At 47.8% G+C, this 14,030-nt stretch carries 15 protein-coding genes and 1 pseudogene; all 16 read left to right on the forward strand.

The features are described from left to right. Nucleotides 1-136 precede the first annotated feature (136 nt). The 16 genes and pseudogenes from I2H74_RS05240 to I2H74_RS05315 all read left to right on the forward strand — a co-directional run bounded on the left by I2H74_RS05240 (nucleotide 137) and on the right by I2H74_RS05315 (nucleotide 14,008). Nucleotides 137-943 carry a YhcN/YlaJ family sporulation lipoprotein gene (locus tag I2H74_RS05240; protein ID WP_195572189.1) on the forward strand — a complete coding sequence of 269 codons (807 nt, stop codon included), beginning with the start codon at nucleotides 137-139 and terminating at the stop codon, nucleotides 941-943. A 189-nt stretch (nucleotides 944-1,132) separates the two neighbouring features. Continuing rightward, nucleotides 1,133-1,333: a helix-turn-helix domain-containing protein gene (locus I2H74_RS05245; RefSeq protein ID WP_195572191.1), complete on the forward strand. Its 201-nt coding sequence runs from the start codon at nucleotides 1,133-1,135 to the stop codon at nucleotides 1,331-1,333. 145 nt (nucleotides 1,334-1,478) lie between these two features. Beyond that, nucleotides 1,479-2,594, forward strand: coding sequence for a hypothetical protein (locus I2H74_RS05250; RefSeq protein ID WP_195572193.1), 1,116 nt, complete (start codon nucleotides 1,479-1,481; stop codon nucleotides 2,592-2,594). Next, the gene (locus I2H74_RS05255) at nucleotides 2,566-3,066 is read left to right on the forward strand and encodes a carbohydrate-binding protein (RefSeq protein WP_195572195.1); all 501 of its coding nucleotides are present in this window, start codon (nucleotides 2,566-2,568) and stop codon (nucleotides 3,064-3,066) included. Before I2H74_RS05250 ends, I2H74_RS05255 begins: the two co-directional genes overlap by 29 nt. A gap of 61 nt (nucleotides 3,067-3,127) precedes the next feature. Beyond that, nucleotides 3,128-3,676, forward strand: coding sequence for a PilW family protein (locus I2H74_RS05260; protein WP_229106464.1), 549 nt, complete (start codon nucleotides 3,128-3,130; stop codon nucleotides 3,674-3,676). 48 nt (nucleotides 3,677-3,724) lie between these two features. Continuing rightward, nucleotides 3,725-5,392, forward strand: a complete 1,668-nt coding sequence (locus I2H74_RS05265; RefSeq protein ID WP_195572199.1) for a GspE/PulE family protein — start codon at nucleotides 3,725-3,727, stop codon at nucleotides 5,390-5,392. Nucleotides 5,393-5,399: 7 nt separating this feature from the next. Beyond that, complete coding sequence (locus I2H74_RS05270; RefSeq protein ID WP_195572201.1) at nucleotides 5,400-6,437, forward strand: type IV pilus twitching motility protein PilT; 1,038 nt, start codon at nucleotides 5,400-5,402, stop codon at nucleotides 6,435-6,437. Further along, on the forward strand, nucleotides 6,437-7,645 hold the full coding sequence (locus tag I2H74_RS05275; protein WP_195572204.1) for a type II secretion system F family protein: 1,209 nt from the start codon (nucleotides 6,437-6,439) through the stop codon (nucleotides 7,643-7,645). Before I2H74_RS05270 ends, I2H74_RS05275 begins: the two co-directional genes overlap by 1 nt. Before the next feature lie 56 nt (nucleotides 7,646-7,701). Beyond that, on the forward strand, nucleotides 7,702-8,199 hold the full coding sequence (locus tag I2H74_RS05280) for a prepilin-type N-terminal cleavage/methylation domain-containing protein (RefSeq protein ID WP_324254011.1): 498 nt from the start codon (nucleotides 7,702-7,704) through the stop codon (nucleotides 8,197-8,199). Nucleotides 8,200-8,270: 71 nt separating this feature from the next. Next, entirely contained in the window at nucleotides 8,271-9,023 is a 753-nt protein-coding gene (locus I2H74_RS05285) for a prepilin peptidase (protein WP_195572205.1), read from the forward strand. Between the two features lie 129 nt (nucleotides 9,024-9,152). Next, on the forward strand, nucleotides 9,153-10,226 hold the full coding sequence (gene pilM, locus I2H74_RS05290) for a type IV pilus biogenesis protein PilM (protein WP_195572207.1): 1,074 nt from the start codon (nucleotides 9,153-9,155) through the stop codon (nucleotides 10,224-10,226). A gap of 1 nt (nucleotide 10,227) precedes the next feature. Then, nucleotides 10,228-10,797: a PilN domain-containing protein gene (locus I2H74_RS05295; protein WP_195572210.1), complete on the forward strand. Its 570-nt coding sequence runs from the start codon at nucleotides 10,228-10,230 to the stop codon at nucleotides 10,795-10,797. Further along, on the forward strand, nucleotides 10,794-11,594 hold the full coding sequence (locus I2H74_RS05300) for a hypothetical protein (RefSeq protein WP_195572212.1): 801 nt from the start codon (nucleotides 10,794-10,796) through the stop codon (nucleotides 11,592-11,594). The genes I2H74_RS05295 and I2H74_RS05300 overlap by 4 nt, the downstream gene beginning before the upstream one ends. 20 nt (nucleotides 11,595-11,614) lie before the next feature. Continuing rightward, nucleotides 11,615-11,971 (forward strand): annotated as a pseudogene (locus tag I2H74_RS24500) (response regulator); the annotation flags it as partial. Between the two features lie 1,426 nt (nucleotides 11,972-13,397). Then, nucleotides 13,398-13,697, forward strand: a complete 300-nt coding sequence (locus I2H74_RS05310) for a hypothetical protein (protein ID WP_195572216.1) — start codon at nucleotides 13,398-13,400, stop codon at nucleotides 13,695-13,697. 170 nt (nucleotides 13,698-13,867) lie between these two features. Continuing rightward, a complete protein-coding gene (locus I2H74_RS05315; RefSeq protein ID WP_195572218.1) occupies nucleotides 13,868-14,008 on the forward strand; it encodes a hypothetical protein in 141 nt (46 codons plus the stop codon). Nucleotides 14,009-14,030 lie beyond the last annotated feature (22 nt).

Raw genomic sequence — 14,030 nt, forward strand, 5'->3', positions numbered from 1 at the left:
CCCCATAGAAAGGACAAGTCAATAAGCAGGAGGAAGGTGCATGGAGAGGAAGGATGATGAAGGATAAGATCATTTGGCCCCGAGCATTCTAAGGGATGAAGTCATGACAAATTTGATCATCTTGAAGGAGGCCATTATGAAGATTAAATCCGCTTTCCTCGTTGTTTCTGCAGCATTGATGATGACATCCATGTTTACAGCATGTACGAACAGAGATATGACAGCCAAGGGAGTTCGTACAAACAACGTGACTTACGATGGACGTCTGAACCGTTATGGCACAGGCAATGCGAACACCTACAATGTAAATGACCGCGGCATCTATTCCATGCAGGATCGTGACCGTATGAATGGTCGGTATCCCGTTGATACGTACGGTTATAATACAAACCGTATGGGCGGCGTGAATAATTTTGGTGCAAATGGCATGAACGGAATGAACGGCACTAACGGTATGAATGGAACAAACGGCCTTGGAATGAACAATTACAATACCAATAGTACTGACCGCAATGGGATGGATCGCGGCAACATGCATATGAGCCAAAAAATTGCAGACCAAATCTCTAAGATTAATGGAGTTAACACAGCTAATGTGTTGATTACCGATAACAATGCCTATGTTGCGGTTACGACAGAATCGAAAATGAACACAAAGATGAAGTATGCAGGAAATGACCGTACGTATCTGAACGCAAAAAATACAAGAACGCAAAATGACAATCTCCCTGCAAACCTGAAGTCTAAGATCGCAGGCATCGTCAAAAAGGCGGACCCAAGCGTGAGAAACATCTACGTGTCAGCTGACGCTAACTTCGTAGATCGTATGAACGAGTACGCAGGATTTGTTCGCGAAGGTCGTCCTCTTCATGGATTCCAAGATATGGTCAGTCGTTTGTTCCCAACAAACGCAGCAAACAATCGAGCACCAATGAATAGATAATTGTTACTGGTAACGAATAGGCTAGTCTGCCTGAGCCCTTGCCCTTAAGCACGACCGGGTATATCGACAGGTGCGCTAGCCTATTTTTCTGATGCATCGCACCAAGTGCCTGCGCCTTTCATAGTATAACCTTGACTGTATCCCTTAACCTTGTTATATAACAAAAACTTGGGCAAGGAGGGGTGACACTTGAAGGGTAGCGATCATAAAAGCAAATTCCTGTTGACTAACCGTGAGCGTGAGGTCTTCGAACTCTTAGTACAAGACAAGACGACCCGCGACATCGCGCAGCAGCTCTTCATCAGTGAAAAAACTGTGCGCAATCATATCTCGAATGTCATGTGGTTTGAAGCACACGGCGAGGCTCACTTCGTTTTGTCCGAAATGTGACGAATAGCGGCGAGAATTTCCTTCTTTTTTAGTCATTATTTAACAAAATGTTATTTTTGATATTTCGCTTCTAGAATTTGTCTGCTATAATCGCGGTAACCATAGTTGATATATATGGGGTAATAGCTGTAGATGAGGGATAGACATGTTAAAGAATGAACGTGGATTCGCACTGCCTATGGTGCTGATATTCGCTACGGCCCTTACGCTATTAGGCATCACCTTACTCGGCGTTAGTGTCAATCAAGCGACCCGAACCGTTCAGCAAGAGAAGCGAGAGCAAGCCTTCTACCTGGCCAAGTCAGGTGCAGATGCTGTTGCTTCACACATCATCGATCGTTATAACCCAGTCACCTTGAATCAGACCTCCATACATAACCTCAATCAGAATTATCTGAAGAACATACCTCTAGGCTCAGGCACCTTTAGCGCAACGATTACGAAAGACTTAAACACCGAAGAAGTAAAGATTTTATCTATTGGACAAGTAGGCAGCGTCAAAAACCAAACAGCACTGACACTTGCAATGGATGCTCCAGCAGAGACGATGACCCATGCGATTCTATCAGGCAATAATATCAATACCAATGCATCTATCGTGATTCATAACGGCGGAGATGTCGCAGCCAAGAATCATATCAATGACAATCCACCCATTCATTTCTCAGGTGGCGGGTCTAAAGAGGCCTCATCAACCGTTGACTTTCCAAGTCCGCTGCCTGCACCGGATGTCAGCGAGTGGCCCGTTCTTGGCTTTAAGAACGGCATGAGCATGAGCCAATCGGGTCGATATGATTCGATTGAAGTTGCAGGTTCCCAATCCTTTAATATTGTAGTAAACGATCATCGTGAGATGCATATTGTATTCAAAAACGTAGTAGGAAAAATGGCTGGCAGCTTGAATCAAGGGCTTTTGACGATCAATGTCTCAGGACCAGGCGACGGCATCGTTCATTTGTATATGGACAAGCTCGACTTATCCTCCTTCAATATCATGAATTCGAGCTACAAGAAGGTCATTCTTCATGTCAGCTCATCGATTAATTTAAGTGGGAGCGGCACGCTGCATGGCGTGTTAATCTTCGCTCCGAGCGTCAATTATTCCAATGTGGTCGGCACCTTGCAGATTCAGAGAGGGGCAATGGTCATCGGGGATATTACAGAACTTAAGGGAAGTATCTCTATCCACTACGATGCCGAATTCGCCAACCTGATCAAAGAAACGAGAAGGTATGAACGACATCATTGGAGCTCGGCTTAAGGAGGGGATAGCACTGCGATTTTTAAAATCCGAGCGAGGGTTTACCCTGCTAGAAGTGCTTGCTGCTTTTGTTCTGCTCGCGATGATGGCCACACTCGTGATTGGCATCTTTCTGAACGGCTATAGCTCGATTACGAAGATGGGCGTACGAAGCGAGAATATGCACGCCACACGCACAACGGTTGAGCGAGCGGCAAGCGGTATGACAGAGACCTTATTGGTGCCTAATCGAAATGGCGCGGACAGCCTGAGCATATCAGGCGAGAAAGTTGAAGCGCATATCAATGCTACAATGAGCAGCAAGATTACGCTCTTTATTCCGACGCCTCCCTTATGGATAAGTGGAACGTCTTATACGCTTGACGATAAGGTGAGATACAACCAGGTCAATTATATTTGCAAGATTCCACATACCGCTAATGCCGGCAATGCTCCGGGTATCGGCAAAGAGTGGAGTGTGCTGTCGCCCTAATCGATTAATGCGCTTTAATTAAAGCAAGCCAATACGTTAAGGATGGGAGTGCAATAGTGTGATGCGTTTGAGGCTTGATCAGAGAGGCTTTACGATTATCGAATTGCTGGCCTCCATGACATTATTGATGATCTTTCTAGCCTTGGCCTTTATGGCGTACTCCTTTGGCATTCAATCCTTTCAGAGAGCCGATCAGCAAAGCGAGCTGCAGGATCAGGTACGACTTGCATCGCAAATCATCACAGACAAGCTTCGTTATGCTGACGAGGTAACACTGCTCAGCGCCTGCCCAATCACACCGACAAATGGATTTGAATACATTTGCACAAGTGCTGCTCATGATACGATCCAGCACACCTTTTTAAGTGGGACAGCCTATCAGACTGTGCCTTTACTAACCACAAAGCCTACTCGCACCATGACCTACCACATGAATTTTCAACAACAGGATCTTAACCGATTAACCTACACCATCACGAGCGATCTTGACGATCAACGCTTCAACGTTACATCCGACATCACGCTGCTCAATATGCAGCTTAAGAACATCTCCATGACTACGGATGGCTCAACATCCTTTACGGCCATTGCCTATAAGTCAGCACCTTGAAATCATGAACCAAAGCTCGAACCATCATAAGCGGATATGGGTGATGAAATGATCAATAAATCTCGCAAAAGAATTGGAGATTTGTTAGTAGAGCATGGACTCATTACAGAAGAACAGCTTCAGCTTGCCCTGAAGGAAAAAAAGCCGAATCAGCGCCTTGGAGAAACACTGATGCAGCTTGGCTTTATAACAGAACAGCGCTTGATTGAGGTGCTGGAGTTCCAGCTTGGCATTCCATACGTCAGTTTGTTCAAGTATCCGATCGATACGAAGCTATTAAGCATGATTCCGAAGGAGATCGCAGAACGGAATAAATGCATTCCGCTCAAGAAAGAGGGCAGCAAGCTGTATGTCGCGATGGCAGATCCGATGGATTTCTACGCGATTGACGATTTGAGATTATCCACAGGCTTCCAAATCGAAGTGTCCATAGCGACGAAGGAAGATATCCACAAGGCGATCAGCAAGTACTACAGTCTCGTTGAGAACATGGAAGACCTGATTGGCGAGGATTTTAAAAAGGGCAAGGGCAAAGAAGAAGACACGGTGATCGATGAGGACTCGCCGATTGTGAAGCTTGTCAATCAGCTTATTCTTGCTGCCTATCAGCAGCGGGCGAGCGACATTCATATCGACCCGCGCGAAGGCGAAGTTGTGGTTCGTTACCGGGTAGACGGAATACTACGGACCGAACGCAAATTCCCTAGGAATATGCTCAGCATGCTTGTTGCCCGCATCAAAATCATTTCGAACTTGAATATTACGGAATTCAGAGTGCCGCAGGACGGCCGAATCAAGATTATCCTGGATGGCAATCCAGTCGACCTTCGCGTGTCTACCTTGCCTACGGTGTACGGAGAAAAGGTCGTTATGCGTATCCTTGATCTGGGAAGCTCGGCCATAGACTTAAAGCGGATGAACTTTCATCCCACAAACTATGAGCGCTTCCTTCAGATGATTGGGAAGCCAACGGGGATCGTGCTCATTACAGGTCCTACGGGTTCAGGCAAATCTTCCACGCTGTATTCAGCGCTTAGCGAGCTAAACTCGCCCGAGGTGAACATCATTACCGTTGAAGATCCGGTGGAGTACCGCTTAGAGGGAATCAATCAGGTGCAGGTGAACACGAGCACAGGCATGACTTTCGCGAAGGGTCTTCGGGCCATCCTCCGGCAGGACCCGAACATCGTCATGGTCGGGGAGATTCGGGACACGGAAACCGCAGAGATCGCGGTTCGCGCTTCCCTTACAGGTCATTTGGTACTGAGCACGATTCATACCAATGATGCGATTAGCACGATTACCCGCTTGACGGATATGGGAATTGAGCCGTTTCTCGTTGCTGCTTCGCTATCAGGCATCGTGGCTCAGCGGCTTGTTCGGAGGATATGTCCAGAGTGCAAGCAGATGGAGGCGCCTTCGCAGCGCGAGCGGGAAATATTTGAGAAGAGAGGCATGACGCTTGACGTCATTGCCAGAGGCAAAGGCTGCGGAACGTGCAATATGACCGGCTACAAGGGCAGGATTGCCGTTCATGAAATCCTGATCATAGATGAAGAGATTCGGAGAATGATTATGGACAACCGTTCGATCGAGCAGATCAAGCAGGTGGCGCTAAGCAAAGGGACAATCTTCTTGATCGATGACGGGCTGATGAAGGTTAAGGATGGATTTACGACCACAGAGGAAGTATTGCGCGTTGCCATAGATGATTAGGAGGGAAATGATGGAACGCTTGGATCAACTGCTTCAACTCGCCTTTGAGCAAAAAGCATCGGACGTGCATTTGACCGTTGGGGTCCCTCCAATGATTCGCATCAATGGTGATTTGAAGCAGCACGGCGAGGTGCCACTAACACCGGAGGATACGGTGCGAATGGCCAAAAGCATCATGACAAAGGATCAGTGGGAGGCTCTGCTCGAAAAGAAGGAGCTGGATTTCTCCTTTGGGATTAAAGACCTTACGAGGTTTCGCGTCAATGTGTATCATCAGCGGTCCAATATTGGGATAGCACTGCGCTTGATCCCAACACGGATTCCAGAGCTTGATTCCTTGCATGTGCCGGATACGCTGCAGCAGCTCTGCACAAAGGCTCAAGGACTGATTCTTGTCACTGGGCCGACGGGAAGCGGGAAGTCAACGACATTGGCTTCGTTGATCAACCATATGAACAAGAAGATGCGCAAGCATATCATTACGCTGGAAGACCCAATCGAGTATTTGCATCAAAATCATTTTTCGGTCATCAACCAGCGGGAGATTGGACAAGACTCCCATAGCTTTGCGAACGGCTTAAGGGCTGCGCTTCGGCAGGACCCGGACGTGATCCTTGTAGGCGAGCTTCGGGATTTGGAGACCATTTCGATTGCGATTACCGCTGCAGAGACCGGCCACCTGGTATTCGGGACACTGCATACGCCGAATGCGCCTGCGACGATCGACCGAATATTGGACGTGTTTCCTGCGAACCAACAGGGACAAATCCGCATTCAGCTGGCATCGGTGCTCATTGCGATTCTGTCTCAGCGCTTATTCCCCACGATCGATAACCGGTCGAGAAGAGTGGCGACGGAACTTCTCATCAATAACCACGCGGTCGCGAATCTCATTCGCAACGAGAAGGTGCATCAGATCTTCAACTTTATGCAGACGGGCAAATCGTTCGGTATGCATACGCTCGAGATGTCGATGAACGAGCTTATCGACAAGAAGATCATTACGAGAGAGGTTGCCGCACCATACTTTAGGGAGATGAGTTAATGGCTCAGTTTGAATATGTGGGGCGAGACCGGCTGGGCAAGGCTCGCAAGGGCAAGGCAACAGGGGCGACCCGCAAGGAAGTGGTCCTGGCGCTTCGGGAAAAAGGAATCGCGGTCTCAGATATCGTCGAGATTGAGACCAGCTTTTTGAATCAAGATATCTCTATCGGAAGTCCCGTAAAGACACAGGACTTCGTCATCTATCTGCGGCAGTTCTCCACGCTTATTGTTGCAGGCGTTTCGGTTGCGGAAGCGACGCGAATTCTTGGGCAGCAGACCGCAAGCAAAGCGCTGAAGAAGGCGCTGCTTCAGGTCGAGGAAGAGATACGCTCTGGCAAGCCGCTATCTGTTGCAGCAGCGGAGCATTCGAAGATTTTCCCTCCGATGTTTATCAATCTGGTACAGGCAGGGGAAGCGACAGGAGATCTGGACGAGACGCTGGATCGCCTCGCGACTTATTTTGAGAAGCAGCATTATACGGTTCAAAAAGTAAAGTCTGCGCTCACCTATCCGATTGCGATTACGATCGTGGCGATCGGGGTTGTCATCTTCTTATTGACAAATATCGTGCCGACCTTTGCATCCATGTTCATGCAGTTCGATGCCGAGCTGCCGTGGATTACGAAGATGGTGCTTGCAATCAGCGATTGGATGCAGTCGTTCTGGTGGCTGATCATACTCATTTTGATAGGCATCGTAGCTGGATTTGTTGCTGCAAGGCGCAATCCGACGAGCAAATATGTGCTTGATCACGCGATTCTGCGCATTCCGATCTTCGGCAAGCTGGTCCAAAAGTCGATGATCGCAAGGCTGACGCGTACGCTGAGCTCTCTGTTCAAGAGCTCTGTCCCCATACTGGACGCGCTCACTATCGTGGAAAAGGTCGTGATGAACGAGGTCATGTCCCGTGTGCTGCGTGAATCCAGAACCTCCTTGCAGGATGGAAAAACGCTGTCGGGTCCGATGAAGGATCATTGGATATTTCCTCCGCTCGTTACGCAGATGATCTCGATCGGGGAGCAGTCAGGCTCCCTCGACTACATGCTTGAGAAGATCGCCGACTTCTATGAGAAGGAAGTCGATGCGACGGCGGATTCGTTGAAAGGGTTGATAGAGCCGATCATGATCATTACGCTTGCAGGCATCGTAGGATTTATCGTGCTCTCGATCATCGTGCCGATGTTCGACATCTTCAACCACGTCAAGTAGGTTATAGTGCAACACTATAATAAATAATTGCATGTTCAAGGGAGGAAACAAAAAAGATGGTACAGATGGTCATGAAGAAGGTCAAAAATGAAAAGGGTTTAACCTTGATCGAGCTGCTCGCGGTCGTTGTTATTCTCGGCATCATAGCGGCAATCGCGATTCCTGCGATTGGTGGAATTATCGACAACAGCAAGAAGGATGCGCACGTTGCAAATGCTATGCAATTGATTCACTCAGCAAAAATTGCAACTGCTGGTGATGCAAAAGCACGCCCTGCAGCAAATGGGACACTCTACATTTCGGCAGAATGGTTAATTGAAAAAGGCTATATCGATACATTACGCGATCCAGACGGGGGTACTTATGCTGGTGTTCCTACTACTCCTCCTAGTGGATCTGCAGATCCTAGTTCTACAGCTATTACCTCAGCAGGAGTAAAGGTAACAGCTTCAAACAATGGTGCCCTCACTTATGAGGTGCTATTGGCTAACGCTACTAGAGGGTTTAAAGCTTTTACGGCTGAGGCAAGCGTCACAAGAGAAAATGTTAAATAAATCTTGTTAATAAGCAGAGTTTTATAAGCGCCCCCTTTCGGGGGCTAGACATTTCCACAGGAGGCTAAACCATGACCACACTGTACTTCATCTATGCTGCAATAGCAGGCTTATTGCTGGGCTCCTTTTATAATGTGGTAGGTTTACGTGTTCCGATAGGTGAATCGATCATTCGGCCACGCTCGCATTGCACGACATGTCAACGGACATTAGGGGCAGGCGAGCTGGTCCCTTTTTTTTCTTATCTTGTCCAAAAGGGAACCTGTAAAGGATGCGGCACATCCATCTCCATCCTGTATCCACTGACGGAGATCGGAACCGCGGCTATGTTTGTGTCCATGCCGATGCTTATTGGCTGGAAGCCTGAGGTAATCGTGGCATGGGCGTTAATTTCGCTGCTTATTCTCATTTGCATTACAGATCTACAGTATATGCTTATCCCAGACAAGATCCTGCTTGTATTTGCGATCTTGTTTGTTGCGTTACGGATAGTGATTCCTTCAGGCCCTTGGTGGGACATTCCCCTTGGTGCCGCTGTGGGCTTTTCCTTGCTGCTCCTTATTGCAATCGTAAGCAAAAATGGAATGGGCGGCGGAGATATCAAGCTCTTTGCCGTGCTCGGCCTTGTTTTAGGCTGGAAGGGAGTATTGCTCGCCTTTTTATTTTCTGCATGCTATGGAACGCTCATTGGTGTTGGTGGCATGGTCATCGGCAAAGTCCGAAAAGGACAGCCGATGCCGTTCGGTCCAGCGATTGCTCTAGGCACCATGACGTCCTACTTGTGGGGAGATCGACTGCTGATGTGGTATTTTCAGCTTTTGTAAGCAAATAAGAATTTATGTAATTTCGTACGGGGAATATTAAACATTTTTTGCGATAAACCAGCCTCTAACCACGGTCACTCATCATCGAGAGGCCAACTAGAGGTTATCTCATGATAGGGGGGTGAGGGGATGAAAGCAGTTTGGCCGGATGTTGGAGGCAAGCATCGTCAGGATCGCCGTGGCAAGGGGCTGAAGCTTGCTGAACGCAAAGCGCCTAAAAAGAAAATGGTCAGCCTTGTCATTAAAGATCATGTCATTCGGTATATCGATGCCAAGAGACCTAGTTTATATGGGGCAACTGCCTTTGGAGAGATCTATCTTCCATCAGGCATGGTACAGGATGGGCGCATTGCTGAGCCGGAGAGATTCCGCACATTGCTCAAGGAAAGCGTACAGAAGTGGAAGCTCAAGGATCGGGAAGTACAATTCATCGTCCCGGATTCGGTCGTCATTGTACGCAAGCTCGAAATTCCAGCTGAAATCCCGGATGAAGAGATAAAGGGCTACTTGTATTTGGAGCTTGGGACGAGCATTCATCTTCCTTTTGACGATCCAGTATTTGATATCGATTACATCGAGCGTCATGAAGACAAGCATGAGATCCTGCTGTTTGCCGCACCAGAGCAGGTCGTCAAGGAATATGCACAAATGCTGACAAGCGCAGGACTCAAGCCTGCTGCAGCCGATGTATCTTCTCTCGCTGTCTATCGATTGCTCTACAAGGTCAATGATCGCTTGGATCAGGAACAGGATGCAGCAGCTCCCATGCTGTCGATCCAGTTCGATCTGCAGACGGTTATGGTGAGCATCATTCACAAGCATAAGGTGATGCTGCTCCGACAGTTCAAGATGAACTTGTCAATTGACAACTGGGAAAGAGAGCTCAATAAGCGAGGGGTTCTAACTCCCGTATGGACTGGCGATGAGAGCTATTTAAACTATGAAATTAACGTCATGATTAGTGAGATTCAGCGTGTGATCAGCTTCTATCGCTCGGTGACTCATCAACATGAGGATGAGATCGATAAAATTATTCTAACGGGGGACTATCCGTATCTTGATGATCTGGCGCTTACCATGCAGGAGAGCTTCGGCAAGCTCCCCATTACCTTTTCGAAAGAGCTCTTTGAGACACAGTCAAAGGACTTGATTGAGCCCAAGTATTACCTTGCCTTAGGTCTTGCGCTTAAGGGGGGAGTGTAAAGTGCTAAGCGATATTAACCTGCTGCCCCAACGAGAACAGCGAAGCTTCTTTTTCGTCATCGCAGTCCTTATTCTTGCTGCGATTGTCGTGCTAGGGTCATCATGCTTGATAGTCTATCAATATGTTCTAAAGCAAGAACAGGGACGAGTCGAGCAGGAGGCGAAACAGCTGCAGAAGCAAATTGAAGTTGCAACATCGAAGCTTCTGTTGGGAGTCAGTGCTTCAATCATGGATCAATATGGGCAGATTGTAGAGGCGGTAGAACGGCTTCCGCTGAATACCGGACTCATCATTGACCAAATATCCAGCATGCTGCCTACGAATGGATTTTTTAAATCGTACTCCTATGTTGAGCCAGGCGTCATAAACATTGTGGTGAAGTTCGATAATTCGGCAGAGGCCGCCCAATATGTGCATCACTTAACGTACGCCGAGTGGGTAGACAAGGTTGAGATCAGCTCACTTGTGAAGCAGGAACGTACAGAAGCAAGCCAAGGCGAATATGAAGGTACCTTCTTGGTCGAAGTGAATCGCGAGGCATTCTTGCTTAGAGGGGAGGATGTCCGATGATGAATGCGAAGCAGCTGCGAATGGTGATTCTAATCGCGGCTTCCATAGTGATCGTATTAGGGCTGTCCCTCTATTACATGTACGGCATTCAGCCTATCAAGAAAAGTATTACCGCTAAAAAGGAAGAGCTTAAGACGAATCAAAAAATATTGGAGACGCTTCAAGTGCAGACCCATACCAATCAACAAAGCGAAGAGGATCTTGTTGAGCTCCAAAAAAAGATACCCGTAGAAGCCTTCACGGATCTTCTAATCATGGAGCTGCGCATAAGAGAGCAGGATACAAGCAGCGTGATAACAAACTACTCCTTTGCCACAACTCCAACGACCACGACAGAGCTGTACCAAGTGATCGGTGATCCAGAAGCGGAGGCTGCACAAGGTGGAAGTGCGCCAGCATCTTCTGCTCCAGCCGCGAATACGGAGCAAGAACAAGCAGCTGGTGAATCACAGGCCGAACCGTCAGCGGGTGGAGATGGGTCTCAGCCATCGCAAGCGGCTGCCCTTCCTGCATTGGAAGTGATCAAGCTTGGTGTCAATCTGGAAGTTGAAGCCCCAAGCTATGTAAAGTTCAACAGCTTTTTAAAGTCGATAGAGGCGATGGAGCGGATCATCAAGGTGGACTCCATCTCATTTGATGACACGAAGAATAAGTATTCACTATCCTTTACGACATTCTTTGTGCCAGCGTTCCAAGGAATCGAAGAGCAACTGCCGCCCGGCATATTCCCAGCACCTAGCGGCAAGAAGGTTCCTATTCGTTCCGCTATACCTGTGAGCAATCCATCAGAACCTTAAAGAGGGAGGGTGAATCTGCGATGTCACTTCGCATTTTAATCGTTGATGATACCAAGTTTTTGCGTCTAATGCTTACGGATATTTTAACAAAATCCGGTTATGAGGTTGTAGGTCAGGCAGAGAATGGACTTATCGGTGTAGAGATGTACCGTGATCTAAGGCCGGATCTTGTCATCATGGATATCACCATGCCGGAGATGGATGGTATTACAGCATTAAAAGAAATTCGTGGAATTAATCCCCATTCCGTCATTCTGATCTGCTCGGCTATGAGTCAACGGGATCTAATCTCCAAGGCGCTTAAGGCGGGGGCTAATCAATATGTGATGAAGCCATTTGAGCCTGAACGTGTAAATGAAGTCATTGATGAGGTCATGCCTTTGATTCGCAACAGTCAGGAGCTTGTGCGGAAGGAGCAAGAGGATAGGGAAGCGGCGGAGCGAAAGGCTGCGATGGTTGACCAGGCGGTGCTCGAAACAAGGAATCAGCAGGAGGAGCGATTGTTCACAAGAAGTGCTGAACGACAGGAGACTGAAGCCATACATAGCTCACAAGCTGATCAGCATTACTCGGTAAGGCAGGATTCTTCAGTAGATCAACCTTCTAGAGCTTCGGTTGTGGATCAGACAGGAGATGGGCTTCATCGTACGGGTGTTCAACAGTCGGAGTCTGGGCATAAGTTTGAGTTGGATGTGGAGCAGACGCTGCTAGCAGGAAATGAGGAGGCCAAGCCTGCAGCAGAGGAGGAATTCGGTTCTCTCCTTGAACAACAGCCAAAATTAGAGAACCCGGCTGCGGCAGCATTTGGTGAGGATCAGCGGACTGAAGCCGAGACGTTCTTACCTCGCTTTGGCGATGGTAATGTTCGAATTGAGCATGAGGCGTCATATGAAGATGCTTCAGATTGGGCAAAGCCCCTAACCTCAGAGGAGCTTCAACAGCTTCTCGCCAGCGTGGAAGAAAATGCTGTTGGTGCTAGCACGATCTCGATGTCGATGGATGAGCTTCATACAGAGCCGTTGGCAGCTGAGCTTGAACTCAGCACGGTGCAAGCAGAGGCTGCTTCTGGCATATATGCTGCAACAATAGGCGGCGAGAATTCGGCTCCGTTAGCATCAGGAAAGTCGAGTGACAAGCAGGTACATGGTGATCAAGAGGAATGGTTAGCTGTTGAAACACGCATGCATCCGACAAATGGCGGCACCGATCAGAGGCTGAATGAACAGCAGACGCTTCAACTGTTCTCGTCGGAAGAAGCTTATCATGACGATGAAGAAACAGAGCTTATGACGGCTTCCAGTCAAGCCGCTGCGACAATGATGGAACCGCTAATCGAATCACGGAGCGCGAATCCTGCAAGAATGAATAGCACGGTTGATCATGGCGGTCGATCGGCGCAGGACTTTATCCATGAAAGCAAGGATGAACATTATGCGAGGGGGATGAACATGACAGCATCTGTACAGACTGCGTCGAATCAAGAACGGTCATTTACCAATGACCCTTTACGAATCAATCAGGAGCTTGAACTTGAACTGAAGCGTAAAAAGATGAGGAACGTCGAAAGCAGCATTATGTGCAAATGGAATGACCAACTCGACAATCAGGACGTCAATTATTCGGTGATTTACAATGAGTTCGACGGCACCATTCGGATCGACATGATGACAGGCGATGATCAGAAGGAAAGTATTCAGCTGTCCATGGACGGCTTCTCCTTCCTCATTGGCTGGTTGGAGATGAAAGGCGTTAAGATCGAAAAATATATCTGAGCGATGAGGGACAAAGTTGAGGGGGATGGACATGAAGCCTAAGAAGCTCAAAAATCTAACTTTGTGTGATTCGTATCAGCATTCTCCGGTCACTTCCATGAATAGTGCAAAGCATATTTTCCGTAAAATTGTTCAAGTATACGACAACCGGGAAGACGTGCACGATTGCTACAAGTCGAAAAACATGTTTCAAGCGCTTCAGCAAATTGGCGGAGAAACGATGCTGATCGTTGTTCATTTGGACAGTCAATGGTGGACGCCATGGAAGGGCTCTGTCACAGAGGACGTGTATTATTATAAGGAAGAGGGAAGCAGCGCTTCCGCAATGTGACAATGGAATATCAGAGATTGGATGGAAAGCTGCTCTCTAATAGAGCAGCTTTTTATATTATGATCTGTTAGCCGCAGCAATAAGGATCAAAACAGATGCAAAGTATCTGGAATCGCATAGGCCAAGCTCACCCTCGAATAGGTTGTAGAAACAACCAAGGAGGGATGAACATGGCGAAGGGAAAGCCTCCATTTACGATTCAGGTGCATGAAGGCACACAGGATGCAAGGAAACTACTGCACGAGTTAGCCAAAACAATGATTAAGCGAGCTGTCCATGAATCAAAGGGCAATCGGCGTAAGGGGAAATAGATTTGGATTTCCAAGCATCCTT

The sequence above is a fragment of the Paenibacillus sp. 1001270B_150601_E10 genome, from assembly GCF_015558675.1.
Lineage (GTDB): Bacteria > Bacillota > Bacilli > Paenibacillales > Paenibacillaceae > Paenibacillus_B.